The 13,151-nt window shown below is 73.8% G+C and carries 11 protein-coding genes; 5 read left to right on the top strand and 6 right to left on the bottom strand.

The annotated features are described in order from the left end of the window. Positions 1 to 68: 68 nt before the first annotated feature. The 5 genes from AB0K92_RS17030 to AB0K92_RS17010 form a co-directional block, all read right to left on the bottom strand. Entirely contained in the window at positions 69 to 1,061 is a 993-nt protein-coding gene (locus AB0K92_RS17030; protein WP_365923585.1) for a threo-3-hydroxy-L-aspartate ammonia-lyase, read from the bottom strand. Then, positions 1,058 to 1,744, bottom strand: coding sequence for a PAS domain-containing protein (locus AB0K92_RS17025; protein ID WP_365923583.1), 687 nt, complete (start codon positions 1,742 to 1,744; stop codon positions 1,058 to 1,060). Before AB0K92_RS17025 ends, AB0K92_RS17030 begins: the two co-directional genes overlap by 4 nt. 144 nt (positions 1,745 to 1,888) lie before the next feature. Further along, positions 1,889 to 2,998, bottom strand: coding sequence for a hypothetical protein (locus AB0K92_RS17020; RefSeq protein ID WP_365923581.1), 1,110 nt, complete (start codon positions 2,996 to 2,998; stop codon positions 1,889 to 1,891). Between the two features lie 99 nt (positions 2,999 to 3,097). After that, positions 3,098 to 3,373 (bottom strand): hypothetical protein, encoded by a 276-nt coding sequence (locus tag AB0K92_RS17015; RefSeq protein WP_365923579.1) that lies wholly within the window; start codon positions 3,371 to 3,373, stop codon positions 3,098 to 3,100. 87 nt (positions 3,374 to 3,460) lie between these two features. Further along, positions 3,461 to 4,078: a TOPRIM nucleotidyl transferase/hydrolase domain-containing protein gene (locus AB0K92_RS17010; protein ID WP_365923577.1), complete on the bottom strand. Its 618-nt coding sequence runs from the start codon at positions 4,076 to 4,078 to the stop codon at positions 3,461 to 3,463. Positions 4,079 to 4,435: 357 nt separating this feature from the next. On the opposite strand from AB0K92_RS17010, the gene AB0K92_RS17005 reads away from it, so the two are divergent. Further along, entirely contained in the window at positions 4,436 to 5,233 is a 798-nt protein-coding gene (locus tag AB0K92_RS17005; RefSeq protein ID WP_365923575.1) for a VOC family protein, read from the top strand. Between the two features lie 234 nt (positions 5,234 to 5,467). On the opposite strand, the gene AB0K92_RS17000 is transcribed toward AB0K92_RS17005, so the two are convergent. Beyond that, positions 5,468 to 5,590, bottom strand: coding sequence for a hypothetical protein (locus AB0K92_RS17000; RefSeq protein ID WP_365923573.1), 123 nt, complete (start codon positions 5,588 to 5,590; stop codon positions 5,468 to 5,470). Between the two features lie 529 nt (positions 5,591 to 6,119). Between AB0K92_RS17000 and AB0K92_RS16995 the strand changes: the two genes are divergently transcribed. The 4 genes from AB0K92_RS16995 (at position 6,120) to AB0K92_RS16980 (ending at position 13,107) form a co-directional block, all read left to right on the top strand. Next, the gene (locus tag AB0K92_RS16995) at positions 6,120 to 9,494 is read left to right on the top strand and encodes a pyruvate carboxylase (protein ID WP_365923571.1); all 3,375 of its coding nucleotides are present in this window, start codon (positions 6,120 to 6,122) and stop codon (positions 9,492 to 9,494) included. A gap of 252 nt (positions 9,495 to 9,746) precedes the next feature. After that, positions 9,747 to 11,060: an ATP-binding cassette domain-containing protein gene (locus AB0K92_RS16990; protein WP_365923569.1), complete on the top strand. Its 1,314-nt coding sequence runs from the start codon at positions 9,747 to 9,749 to the stop codon at positions 11,058 to 11,060. Continuing rightward, entirely contained in the window at positions 10,972 to 11,493 is a 522-nt protein-coding gene (locus AB0K92_RS16985) for an ATP-binding cassette domain-containing protein (RefSeq protein ID WP_365923567.1), read from the top strand. Before AB0K92_RS16990 ends, AB0K92_RS16985 begins: the two co-directional genes overlap by 89 nt. A gap of 126 nt (positions 11,494 to 11,619) precedes the next feature. Then, positions 11,620 to 13,107: a Gfo/Idh/MocA family oxidoreductase gene (locus tag AB0K92_RS16980; protein WP_365923565.1), complete on the top strand. Its 1,488-nt coding sequence runs from the start codon at positions 11,620 to 11,622 to the stop codon at positions 13,105 to 13,107. Positions 13,108 to 13,151 lie beyond the last annotated feature (44 nt).

Genomic DNA, 13,151 nt, shown 5'->3' with positions numbered 1-13,151 from the left:
GGAGGCGGGCGGCGGGCGGCGGGCGGCGGGCGGCGGGCGGCGGGCGGCGGGCGGCGGGCGGCAGACGGTCACTCCTCCGCTTCGGGCTCCCCTCCCGCGCACAGCCGCGCGAAGCGTTCCGTGTCGATGTTGCCACCGGAGATGATCACGCCTACCCGGCGCGGGAGGCCGGTGACGCGGCCGGAGAGCAGCGCGGCCAGCGGGGTGGCGCCGCTGGGCTCGACGACGATCTTCAGCCGCTCGAAGGCGAACCGCATGGCGGCTCTGATCTCGTCGTCGCTCACCAGGACGATCTCGTCGACCAGGTGCCGGTTGAGGGAGAAGGTCAGCTCGCCGGGCGTGTGGAGGGCCTGCCCGTCGGCGATGGTGCGGGGCACCGGGACGCTGACCCGCCGGCCCGCCTCCAGGGAGCGCTTGGTGTCGTCCCCGGCCTCCGGCTCGACGCCGATGACACGGACCCCGGCCCGCAGCCCCTTGAGCACGGTCGCGCTGCCCGCGATCAGCCCGCCGCCCCCGACCGGGGCGATCAGGGCGTCCAGCTCGCCCGCCTCCTCGATCAGTTCGAGGGCCGCGGTGCCCTGACCGGCGATGATGTGCGGGTGCTCGTACGGCGGGATGACGGTCAGGCCACGCTCGGCGGCGAGCGCTTCCGCGATGGCGACGCGGTCGCCGGTGTAACGGTCGTAGGTGACGATCTCGGCGCCGTACGCGGCGGTCGCCGCCTGCTTGGAGGCGGGGGCGTCCTCGGGCATCACGATCACCGCGCTGGTGCCCAGCTCGCGGGCGGCGAGGGCGACGGCCTGCGCGTGGTTGCCCGACGAGTACGCGGCGACACCCCGGGCCAGTTGCTCGGGTGTCAGCCGGGAGATCGCGTTGTAGGCGCCACGGAACTTGAACGCGCCCATCCGCTGGAAGTTCTCGCACTTCAGCAGGGTCTCCGCGCCGACCAGTGCGTCGAGGGTGCGGGAGCGCAGCACGGGGGTGCGGTGGGCGACGCCCTTGAGGCGCGCGGCTGCCGCGCGGACGTCGTCGAGCGTGACCGGCGAAGGGGCGGTCGTCACGGGTGTCCTCCCTGGGACGTCGGGTCGGCCTTGGCTCTGGCCTGGGAGAGATAGCTGTAGGCGGAGGCGCGGGAGATGCCGAGCCGGGCGGCGACGTGCTCGACCGCGCGGCGCACCGCGAAGACGCCGTGCTCGTCCAGGCTGCGGAACAGTTCCAGGCGGTCCTCGCGGTCGAGGCCGGCCCAGTTGTGGTGCCGGTGCAGCTGGTGGGTGTCGAGTATGGCGTCGACGACGGAGTCGATGTCGTTGCCGAAGGTGGTGACCGGCGTGTGCGCGGGGTCGTGGGCCGAGCCGGCGAGGTGCCCGAGCAGGATGTGGGCGTGGTGGACGGCGGTGACGTCGAGGTTGACGCACAGGGCGCCGAAGACGGTGCCCGTGGAGTCGCGCAGCACCATCGTGGACGACTTGACCAGGTCGCCGGAGCGGGTCCGGGTCAGGTAGTTCAGCTCGTCGGCCGCCTCGTCGCCGCCGGCGAGGACGCGCATGCCGATCTCGCTCATCGCGCCGCCCACCGCGCGCCCGGTCACCGAACCGGCCACGGCGACCACCGACTTCTCCGGGTGCCGGTAGTCGTGCAGCACCACCTCGCACAGGGGGCCGAAGGTCGCCACGAGTCCGTCGACGACCGGGGTGAGCGCACCGATGATCGCGTCGCGCTCGGCCTCCAGTTCCCGCTCGGCCATACCGCCTCCCCCTGGACAATGTTTCCAACGATTGGACTTTCAGTCTAAGCCCGGTGCGGGGAAAAGCACAGCAGGGTTTTCCCCGACTCCTCCCCTACCCGGCCCTGATCCCACGTCAGGGCCCAGGTTCACTCCAGTCGCCGCTCACCCGGCCGGCCGGGGATCGTGGACCGGTACGCCGCCAGCCGGGATGCGCTCCACGAGTTCCGCCGCCTCGGCGGTGCGCACCACGAAGTGGACGTCCCAGTCCGCGCCGCGCGCCAGCTCCGCCTCCACGGCCGCCCACACAGCGGCGAGCGAGACGTGGTACGGCAGCCCGCCGCGCCCCGCGCCGAGCAGCGGGAAGCAGACCGAGCGCAGCGGCGGGGTGTGCCGGTCGCGCTCCTCGGCGAGCACGGTCAGGACGCGGGACACGGACCGGGTCACGTCGGCCGGGTGCACGTCGTAGTCGTTGGTTCCGGCGCGGGGTACGGCGACGGCCGCGTGGTAGATGCGCCGTACGCCCTGCCGGGTCAGGGCTCCGCTCCCGGTGGCCGCCACCGTGCCGGGCAGCACGGCGCGTCCCGAGGTGCCGTGGCGGGCCGCCCAGGCGCGCAGTTCCCCGGGCAGCGGGTCGTCCAGGACCTCGCCGGTCACACCATGGGTGGCGGCGGCCCGGCGCAGTGACGCGGCGACGGACGCCTTGTACGGCTCGGGCAGCGCGAGGTACACGTTGGACGGGGACACGATCACGTCGACGTCGCGCAGCAGGTCCACGGGGTGCACGTGGAGGGTGAGTCGCACCGGCCGGCCGCCCGCCCGGGCCGCCACGGACCGGTGGGTGCCCGCGCCCCACTCGCCGGCCGCCGTACCGGCGGCCGCCCCGGCCGGCTCCCCCGCGAGCCGCACGATGTGCTCGGCGATCTGCCCGAGGACCATCACCTCGTGGTCCTTGCGGAAGCGCTCCACGCTCACCCCGTACACCGACGCCGCCCGGGCGCGGCGGGAGGACGCCGGCCAGTCCCGGGTGCCGTGCGCCAGACCCATCGTGTACTCGGCGGCGGTGCGCAGCGTCCCCGCGTCGAGCCGCGTCACGGCGAGCCGCAGCAGCGCCTCGACGGCCGCCCCCGGAGTGCGGGCGACGGTCGCGGTCACCGCCCGGGCCGCCGACTCCAGCGCCGGCAGCGAACGCCCGTGCAGGCGGACCAGCCCCGCGCGTCGGACTTCCTTGAGTTCAGGCAGAAGTGACGCGTAGTCGGGGAGCGGTGTCGCCATGTGACCACCATGGCACCGCTCTTCACAGGGGGACAAGCCGAAGCCGGACGTGCCCCGGCGAACCGCCGGCCCCGCCGGGGCTGCCGGGGCTGGCGGCCCTCAGGCAGGCTCGTCGACGAGCCCGAAGCCCTCCGGGAAGTCCTCCAGGAACTCCCGCCGTTCGGGGTCCGTCTCCTCGGCCGCCATCCCGTCCAGCAGGTCGAGCAACTCGTCGCGCTGGCCGGCGGAGAGGCCGCTCAGGAGGTGCGCGGCGTCTTCGAGGACCCGGACCGCGTCGTCCGGGTCCATCTGTTCGTCCTCGCAGCTCTCGACGAACCACAGCACGTTGACCAGTCCCTCGGCCAGCGCGCGGGTCAGCGACGGATACTCGCTCATCAGGATGCCCCCGTAATCGATCAATGCCTTCGGTGGGACATCCCACCACACGCCTCTGACATCCCCGTCACAGGCGTCCCGCCGTGGTCAGAGGGCGGCGAGCAGACCGTCGAGGGGGGCGGGCACGCGGTCGGGGTCAAGGGCCTCGACCAGGACACGGCCGTACCGGATCTTGCGGCCCTTCTTCGTACCGAGGAAACGCCGCATCTGCTGCTGCGGGCTGCGGCCCTGCTGTGCGGGCTGGCGCAGGAAGGTCTCCAGGGGGCGCAGATCGCCCTCCGCGCGGACGAGTTCCGTCACCCGCGCGACGCCCAGCGCGCGGATCAGTTCGTCCTCCAGGTCCGCCGCGCAGACGAAGAACCGCTCCTGCGCCGCACCGGCCCGCTGCCAGCCCCGGACGTAGTAAGGACGTTCTCTCTCGTCGCACAGTCCCGTGAGGCGCAGTCCGAGACCGGTCGGCCCGAGGAGGCCGGCGAAGCGCCCGACGTTCATCGCACCGCCCATCGGCAGCACGCAGACACCCTCGGCCTCCAGGTCCCGGCCACGCAGCCCGGCGGCCGCGTCGACCGCCGCGGCGTCGCTCGGCCCTTCGAGCAGGACCACGACGCGGACGGGCAGCCGCGAGGCCAGCTCCCGCGCGGTGTCCGGGGGCCCTCCGGCCGCCCACGCGGTGACCTCGTCCCGGAACGCCGCCATGTCACCCATGCCACGAGTCTCCGCCCCTTCCCACGCCCGCGCCAGCAAATAACCGTCGCCGCCCCTGACCGCCGTACCGACGGACGCAGCGCCGGTCGTGCGGGGCATCGCGCTCCGGATGACGGCGAGTTGGCGCGGTCTGGGCAGGGGAGGCCGCGGAACAGCGGACCGGTGGCGGACTGGATCGTCCTCACGGTGTGGGGAATCGCCGTCGCCTTCCTGGTCGCGGCCGGGGCGCCACCCGAGCGGGGCCGGCGGATCGCGGAGGGAGCCGCAGTCGGGGCCGCGGTGGGAGGCCGTCGGCGGGCGATTGTCAGTGGCCGGTGTCACTCTGGGTGCAAACAGGATCCACGGAAAGGCGTCGGCATGATCACCACGGACTTCGCTCCCGGCTCCCCCTGCTGGCTCGACCTGGGTGCCCCGGACGTGCGGGCCGCCGCGGCGTTCTACACAGCCGTGCTCGGATGGGACTACGAGTCCATGGGCGAGGGCGGCGAGATGGAAGGCGGCATGTTCCGCAGGGACGGGAAGATCGTGGCCGGGCTCGGCAAGCTCACCGAGGAGGGCGCGCGGCCGGCCTGGATGATCTACTTCACGGTCACCGACGCGGACGCCACCACCGAGGCGGTGCGCAGCGCGGGCGGCACGGTGCGGGTGGAGCCGAGGGACCTCGACGAGTGGGGCCGGATGGCGCAGTACAGCGACCCGCTGGGCGGCCAGTTCGCCGTCTGGCAGCCGGGCACCAACAAGGGCGTGGAGCTGGTGGACGAGCCGGGCTCGCTGTCCTGGATCGAGCTGTGCACGAACGACGTCGCCGGGGCGAAGGAGTTCTACGGCGGGATCCTCGGCTGGCGGTTCAGCGACACGGAGCTGCCGGGCGGCGGGGGCACCTACTCGCTGATCACGCCCGAAGGGCTGCCCGAGGAGCGCATGCACGGCGGTGTGGTGGAGCTTCCCCGGGAAGCGCTCACCCAGGCGGACGGGCGGCCCTACTGGCACCCGGTGTTCCGTGTCGAGGACTGCGACGCGGCGGTCGAGAGAGTCCGGGAGAACGGCGGCAGCGTGCAGATGGGGCCGGAGGACGCGGAGGGCGTGGGCCGGCTGGCGGTCTGCCTGGACCCGTCGAACGCGGACTTCGTCGTCCTGAAGCCGTCCGAGAGCTGATCCGCCACCGACTCCCGGCTGCGGCGCGGGGCAGGCACCCCCGTCTCGGCTCGGCCGAGCCCGGCCCGGCTGGGGAGGTGCCCGGCAACGCACGCGGGTGTCGCGGGCCAGGACGGGGGTCAGGGCGCGGGCGACGCCGGGCGGGGTCGGCCCCTCGGACGGGTGCTCGTCCCAGACGCCGGGCAGGCCGTACACGGACGCGTTGTGGTAGTCGAGGTCCATGCCGATCAGCTCCTACCAGCGCGTGTGTCCGGTGACCTCGCGCCCGTGGGCGGCGCCCACCGTCTCCCAGCGCACCGGCCGCTCGCCGAGGGAGGCGGGGTGCAGGATCCGGGCGTAGGCGGGGAAAGCGGGCACGGCGACGCTTCCGACCGTGCCGAAGACGGCCTCGCGGGCTCGCTCGGACGAGCCGGCCGGCCGGGCCGAGGTCGGCTGCCTGCACGCGCAGGCGCCCGTACGACGTCGGAGCGGGTCTCGGAGAACCGGGCGGTAGGAGTCCATTCCGCAGAGTCTGGCCGATGAGCCCGATGAGCCCGATGAGCCCGACGGGCCTGCCGGGGGCGGCGGAGGGCAGCGCAACCGACCGGCCGGGGCCGGCACCAACCGACCCCGCCGAGGGCGGCAGCACGCAACCCACCCCGCCGGGGGCAGCAGCACGCAACCCACCCCGCCGGGCGCAGCACTCAACCGACTTCGCTGGGGCAGCACGCAACCCACCCCGCCGGGCGCAGCACTCAACCGACTTCGCTGGGGCAGCACGCAACCGACCCCGCCGGAGCCGGCCGAGGACAGCGCTCAACCGGTCAAGTGGCCCGGTTCACATGGCAGTACCCGCCACGCGCCACCACCATGGTCCTCACTCACCGGCAGGCCGAAGGGATCCAGGATGTTCCGCAAGGTGCTGGTCGCCAACCGAGGCGAGATCGCGATCCGGGCGTTCCGCGCCGGCTACGAACTGGGCGCGCGCACGGTCGCCGTCTTCCCGTACGAGGACCGCAACTCGCTGCACCGGCTCAAGGCCGACGAGGCGTACCAGATCGGTGAGCCGGGGCACCCGGTGCGCGCCTATCTGTCCGTGGAGGAGATCGTGCGGGCCGCGCGGCGGGCGGGTGCGGACGCCGTGTACCCGGGTTACGGCTTCCTGTCGGAGAACCCGGAGCTGGCGCGGGCCTGCGCCGAGGCGGGCATCACGTTCGTCGGCCCGGACGCCGCCACGCTGGAGCTGACCGGCAACAAGGCGCGCGCGGTGGCCGCCGCGCGGGCGGCCGGGGTGCCGGTGCTCGGCTCGTCGGCGCCGTCGACGGACGTGGACGAGCTGGTCCGGGCCGCCGGGGAGATCGGCTTCCCGGTGTTCGTGAAGGCGGTCGCGGGCGGCGGCGGGCGCGGCATGCGCCGCGTGGAGGACCCGGCGGCGCTGCGCGAGTCCATCGAGGCGGCTTCCCGGGAGGCGGCGTCCGCGTTCGGCGATCCGACCGTGTTCCTGGAGAAGGCGGTCGTCGACCCGCGCCACATCGAGGTGCAGATCCTCGCCGACGGCGAGGGCAACGTCATGCACCTGTTCGAGCGGGACTGCTCGCTGCAGCGCCGCCACCAGAAGGTGATCGAGCTGGCGCCCGCCCCGAACCTCGACCCGGAGCTGCGGGAGCGGATCTGCGCCGACGCGGTCCGGTTCGCGCGGGAGATCGGCTACCGCAACGCGGGCACCGTGGAGTTCCTGCTCGACCGGGACGGCAACCACGTCTTCATCGAGATGAACCCGCGCATCCAGGTGGAGCACACGGTCACCGAGGAGGTCACCGACGTCGACCTGGTGCAGGCGCAGCTGCGCATCGCGGCCGGTGAGACGCTGGCGGACCTGGGACTGTCCCAGGAGACGCTGACGCTGCGCGGCGCCGCCCTGCAGTGCCGTATCACCACCGAGGACCCGGCGAACGGTTTCCGCCCGGACACCGGCCGGATCAGCGCGTACCGCTCCCCCGGCGGTTCCGGCATCCGGCTGGACGGCGGCACGACGCACGCCGGTACGGAGATCAGCGCGCACTTCGACTCGATGCTGGTGAAGCTGACCTGCCGGGGCCGGGACTTCCCGGCCGCGATCGGCCGGGCCCGGCGCGCGGTGGCCGAGTTCCGCATCCGGGGTGTCGCCACGAACATCCCGTTCCTGCAGGCCGTCCTGGACGATCCGGACTTCCAGGCGGGCCGGGTCACCACCTCGTTCATCGAGGAGCGGCCGTATCTGCTGACCGCGCGGCACTCCGCCGACCGCGGCACCAAGCTGCTGACGTATCTCGCCGACGTGACGGTGAACAAGCCGCACGGTGAGCGCCCGGAGCTGGCCGACCCGGTCTCCAAGCTGCCGTCGCTGCCCGCCGGGTCGCCGCCCGCGGGGTCCCGGCAGCGGCTGGCGGAACTGGGTCCCGAGGGCTTCGCCCGCGCCCTGCGGGAGGCGCCGACGCTCGGCGTCACCGACACCACCTTCCGCGACGCGCACCAGTCGCTGCTGGCCACGCGGGTGCGCACCAAGGACCTGCTGGCCGTCGCCCCGCACGTGGCGCACACCCTGCCGGGGCTGCTGTCCCTGGAGTGCTGGGGCGGCGCGACGTACGACGTCGCGCTGCGCTTCCTCGCCGAGGATCCGTGGGAGCGGCTGGCGGCGCTGCGTGAGGCGGTGCCCAACATCTGCCTCCAGATGCTGCTGCGGGGGCGCAACACGGTGGGCTACACGCCGTACCCGACCGAGGTGACCGACGCGTTCGTGCAGGAGGCCGCCGCCACCGGCATCGACATCTTCCGGATCTTCGACGCGCTCAACGACGTCTCCCAGATGCGCCCGGCCATCGACGCCGTACGCGAGACCGGCACGGCTGTCGCGGAGGTCGCCCTCTGCTACACCGCCGACCTGTCCGACCCGGGCGAGCGGCTGTACACCCTCGACTACTACCTGCGGCTGGCCGAGCAGATCGTCGAGGCGGGCGCGCACGTGCTGGCCGTGAAGGACATGGCGGGCCTGCTGCGCGCCCCGGCCGCCGCGCGCCTGGTCTCGGCGCTGCGCCGCGAGTTCGACCTGCCGGTGCATCTGCACACCCACGACACGGCGGGCGGCCAGCTCGCCACCTATCTCGCGGCGGCGCAGGCGGGCGTCGACGCCGTCGACGGGGCCGTGGCGTCCATGGCGGGCACCACCTCGCAGCCGTCGTTGTCGGCGATCGTGGCCGCCTTCGACCACTCCGACCGGCCGACCGGCCTGGACCTGAAGGCGGTCGGGGACCTGGAGCCGTACTGGGAGGGCGTCCGCAAGGTCTACGCCCCCTTCGAGTCCGGGCTCGCCTCCCCGACCGGGCGGGTCTACCACCACGAGATCCCCGGCGGTCAGCTGTCCAACCTGCGCACCCAGGCGGTCGCGCTCGGCCTCGGCGACCGCTTCGAGGAGATCGAGGCGATGTACGCGGCCGCCGACCGCATCCTGGGCCGGCTGGTGAAGGTGACGCCGTCGTCGAAGGTGGTCGGCGACCTGGCGCTGCACCTGGTGGGGGCCGGGGTGACGCCGGAGGACTTCGAGGCGACGCCGGAGCGGTTCGACATCCCGGACTCCGTCATCGGGTTCCTCCGCGGTGAGCTGGGCACCCCGCCGGGCGGCTGGCCGGAGCCGTTCCGCACGAAGGCGCTCCAGGGGCGCGGCGCGGCCAAGCCGGTGAAGGAGCTGACGGACGAGGACCGCGCGGGGCTGGAGAAGTCCCGGCGGGCGACCCTCAACCGGCTGCTGTTCCCGGGCCCGACGCGTGACTTCGAGGCGCACCGTCAGGCGTACGGCGACACCAGCGTGCTGGACAGCAAGGACTTCTTCTACGGCCTGCGCCCCGCGAAGGAGTACGCCGTCGACCTGGAGCCCGGCGTGCGGCTGCTGATCGAGCTGCAGGCCATCGGCGAGCCCGACGAGCGCGGGATGCGCACGGTGATGGCCGACCTCAACGGCCAGCTGCGGCCGATCCAGGTGCGGGACGCGGCGGCCGCCTCTGACGCGCCGGTGACCGAGAAGGCGGACCGGGCCGATCCCGGCCATGTGGCGGCCCCGTTCGCGGGTGTGGTGACGCTGGCGGTCGCCGAGGGCGACGAGGTCGCGGCCGGGGCGACGGTGGCCACCATCGAGGCGATGAAGATGGAGGCCGCCATCACCGCCCCGCGCGCGGGCCGGGTGGGCCGGGTCGCCATCAACCGGGTCCAGCAGGTGGAGGGCGGTGACCTGCTCGTCGAGATCGCCTGACGGGCGGCCATCCGGCCGCGCGGTGACCTGGACACGAGGTCGCCGCGCGCCACACCACCGGGGCGCCCTGTCCGCCGTAATTCCTTTGACGGCGGACAGGGCGCCCTTGTTAGCCTGGTCGGGTGATCAGGGCCTTCTACTTCGTCTGATGCCGCCCCCGGGAGACCGGGTGCCGGCGTCTTCCGCCGTGCCCGGGTGACCTCCCGTTCCATACCGGTCACTGATCACGTCTCCCGATACGGCGGCTCACCCATGCTCGACCCCACCCCCTCCTCTTCCGCGTCCTCGTCGTCCGCGCCCTCGTCGTCCGCGCTCTCGTTCCAGGTCGTCCTGGATGATGTCGTGCGCGCGCCCGGCGGCCGACCGCTGCTGGACGGCGTACGCCAGTCCGTGGCGCTCGGCGAGCGCGTCGGCATCGTCGGCGAGAACGGCGGCGGCAAGTCCACCCTGCTGCGCCTGGTCGCCGGTCTTGACCGGCCCGACGCCGGTGAGCTGCGCGTCCACGCCCCGGGCGGCACCGGATATCTCCCGCAGACCCCCGACCTGTCCCCGGACGACACCGTCCAGGACGCCGTCGACCACGCCCTCGCCGAGATCCGCGCGCTGGAACACGCCCTGCGGACCACCGAACAGGCCCTCGCCGACGCCGCACCGGACGAACTCGAAGGGCTGCTCTCCTCGTACGGCGAGCTGCTGGCGGCGTTCGAGGCGCGCGACGGGTACGCGGCCGACGCCCGTGTCCGGGCCGCCCTGCACGGTCTCGGCATCGCCCATCTCGCACCCGGCCGGCTCCTGGGCAGCCTGTCGGGCGGTGAACAGGCCCGTCTCGGCCTGGCCTGTGTCCTGGCCGCGGCCCCGCAGTTGCTGCTCCTGGACGAGCCGACCAACCACTTGGACACCGCCGCTCTGGAATGGCTGGAAAAGCATCTGTGCGCCCACCGCGGGAGTGTGCTCGTCATCTCCCACGACCGGGTCTTCCTGGAGCGGGTCGCCACCGCCCTGTGGGAGGTGGACCCCGAACGCCGTACCGTCCACCGGCACGGCGGCGGTTACGCGGGCTATCTGCGGGCCAGGGCCGCGGCCCGGCGCCGCTGGGAGCGCGACCACGCCGACTGGGAGCGGGAGCTGGCCGAGCAGCGCGAGCTGCTGCGGCGCGCCGCCGACGGCATGACGGCCGGTGCCCGGCGGGCGGTGAACGCCGACCGCGTGGGCGGGCGGCACCAGCGCTCCGTGGAAAAACAGCTCTCCGCGCGGGTCCGGCAGGCCAAGGAGCGGGTGCGGCGGCTGGAGGAGTCGCCGGTGCCCCGGCCGCCGGAGCCGTTGCGGTTCACCGCGCGGGTCGCCGGGGGCGGCGACGCCGGCCACGACAGGCACGACGGCCACGACGGCCACGACGGCCACGACGGGCCACGACGGCCACGACGGGCCACTCGCCGCGCTGCACGACGTGACGGTCGGGACCCGCCTGGACCTGCCCGTGTTCACCGTCGCGCCGGGCGAGCGGGTCCTGGTCACCGGGCCCAACGGGGCGGGCAAGAGCACCCTGTTGCGGGTCCTCGCCGGTGAGCTGCGCCCGGACCGCGGGCACTGCCGGCGGCCGGCCCGGATCGGCCGGCTGCCGCAGGAGTCGCGGGTGACCGATCCGGGGCGGACCCTGCTGGACGCCTTCGCCGCCGGGCGGCCCGGCGACCCGGAGGAGCACCGCGCGGCCCTGCTCGGCTTCGGCCTGTTCCGTCCCTCGGATCTGGCCGTGCGGGTCGGCGCGCTGTCGACGGGCCAGCTGCGCCGGCTCGCGCTGGCCCGTCTGCTGTGCGCGCCGGTGGACCTGCTCCTGCTCGACGAGCCGACCAACCACTTCTCGCCCGCGCTCGTGGAGGACGTGGAGGCGGCGCTGCACGGCTACGAGGGCGCGCTGGTGATGGTCAGTCACGACCGCATGCTCACCGCGCGGTTCACCGGCCGACGGGTGCGGATGCGGGGCGGCCGGATCGTCACCTGACCGCCCGCCATGCTCGTTTCTGCTCGCAACGGCTTCTTTCTGAGCACCTATTGACACACGGCGGGAGCGTGGACAAAGTCGTGCGGCAGCAAGAGCAGCCGGCCCCGCACAAGGAGCGATCCGCGCATGCCTGACATCCCCGCTGTCTCACGCCGTGCTCTCATGGGCGGTGCCCTGGCCTCCGGTGCCGTCGTCGCCGGACTGGGCACGGGCGCCGCCGCCTCGCCGGCCACCCACGACACCGCCTCGCCCGCCGCCCCCGCCACCCCGTCCGCCGCTCCCGGCACCCCGTCCGCCGAGCGCACACCGCCCCGGCGCCCCGGCCAGAAGTCCATGATCGGTGTTCCCTTCCCGGTACACCGCACGGTCCGCGTCGGCCTGATCGGTCTGGGCAACCGGGGTCACGGCATGGCCTCGGGCTGGGCCGCCGTCCCCGGATGCACCGTGACCGCCGTGTGCGACATCCGCGCCGAACGCGCCGCACGCACCGCCGGCCGGCTGGTCGCCGAGGGCCGGCCCCGGCCGGCCGAGTACGGCGGCTCGGCCGACGCGTACCGGCGCATGCTGCGCCGCGACGACATCGACCTCGTCTACATCGCCACCCCGTGGGAGTTCCACCACGAGCAGGGCCGCGCGGCACTGCTGGCCGGCAAGCACGCCCTCGTCGAACTGCCCGTCGCCACGGAGCTGGACGAGCTGTGGGACCTGGTCGACACCAGCGAGCGCACCCGCCGGCACCTGATCCTCGCCGAGAACTGCAACTACGGCCGCAACGAGCTGGCGATGCTGAGGATGGCCCACGACGGCCTGTTCGGCGAGATCACCAACGGGCACGGCGGCTATCTGCACGACCTGCGGGCCCTGCTGTTCTCCGACACGTACTACACCGACTCCTGGCGGCGGCTGTGGCACACCCGCTCCACCGCCTCCTTCTACGCCATGCACGGCCTGGGCCCGATCGCGGCGGCCATGGACATCAACCGCGGCGACCGGATGACCGCCCTGCGGGCCACCTCCACCGAACCGAGAGGGCTCGCCGACTACCGCGCGCGGTTCGTGCCGGAATCCCACCCGAGCTGGCGGGAGACGTACGTCAACGGCGACCTCGTGACCTGCCTGATCGACACCGCGCGGGGCCGGGTGATCCGGGCCGAGCACGACGTCAGCTCACCGCGCCCGTACAGCCGGATCAACTCCCTCGCCGGCAGCCGGGGCATCTTCGAGGACTACGCGGGCGTGACGTCCGCGAGCGGCGGCCGGATCTACCTGGAACCGGACCACAGCGGCCACACCTGGCGGGCGTTCGACGCCTACCGCAAGGAGTTCGACCACTGGCTGTGGCGGAAGATCGGCGACGACGCCGCCGGCAACGGCGGGCACGGCGGCATGGACTACGTCCTGCAGTGGCGCACCGTCCAGCAGATGCGGGCCGGGCTGGCCCCGGACATGGACGTCTACGACGCCGCCGTCTGGTGCTCACCGGTCCCGCTGAGCGTGGCGTCGCTCGCGGCGGGCGGCCGTCCGGTCGCGGTGCCGGACTTCACGCGCGGCTCGTGGGTGAACCACCGCGCGGGCCTCGACTCACGTCCCGGCGAGATGCCCCCGGTGGTCTGAGGGCCCCTTGTCCGGGTGGCCGCCGTGGCGCATGCTGCTCGGCG

This window comes from Streptomyces sp. NPDC052687 (assembly GCF_040678395.1).
Classification (GTDB): Bacteria; Actinomycetota; Actinomycetes; order Streptomycetales; family Streptomycetaceae; genus Streptomyces.
This window is presented reverse-complemented; position numbering and strand designations above follow the sequence as displayed.

Excerpts from the sequence above, each read along its gene's own strand:
- AB0K92_RS17025 (WP_365923583.1), bottom strand. The coding sequence starts at position 1,744 with ATGGCCGAGCGGGAACTGGAGGCCGAGCGCGACGCGATCATCGGTGCG.
- AB0K92_RS17020 (WP_365923581.1), bottom strand. The coding sequence starts at position 2,998 with ATGGCGACACCGCTCCCCGACTACGCGTCACTTCTGCCTGAACTCAAG.
- AB0K92_RS17015 (WP_365923579.1), bottom strand. The coding sequence starts at position 3,373 with ATGAGCGAGTATCCGTCGCTGACCCGCGCGCTGGCCGAGGGACTGGTC.
- AB0K92_RS17010 (WP_365923577.1), bottom strand. The coding sequence starts at position 4,078 with ATGGGTGACATGGCGGCGTTCCGGGACGAGGTCACCGCGTGGGCGGCC.
- AB0K92_RS17005 (WP_365923575.1), top strand. The coding sequence starts at position 4,436 with ATGATCACCACGGACTTCGCTCCCGGCTCCCCCTGCTGGCTCGACCTG.
- AB0K92_RS16995 (WP_365923571.1), top strand. The coding sequence starts at position 6,120 with ATGTTCCGCAAGGTGCTGGTCGCCAACCGAGGCGAGATCGCGATCCGG.
- AB0K92_RS16990 (WP_365923569.1), top strand. The coding sequence starts at position 9,747 with ATGCTCGACCCCACCCCCTCCTCTTCCGCGTCCTCGTCGTCCGCGCCC.
- AB0K92_RS16980 (WP_365923565.1), top strand. The coding sequence starts at position 11,620 with ATGCCTGACATCCCCGCTGTCTCACGCCGTGCTCTCATGGGCGGTGCC.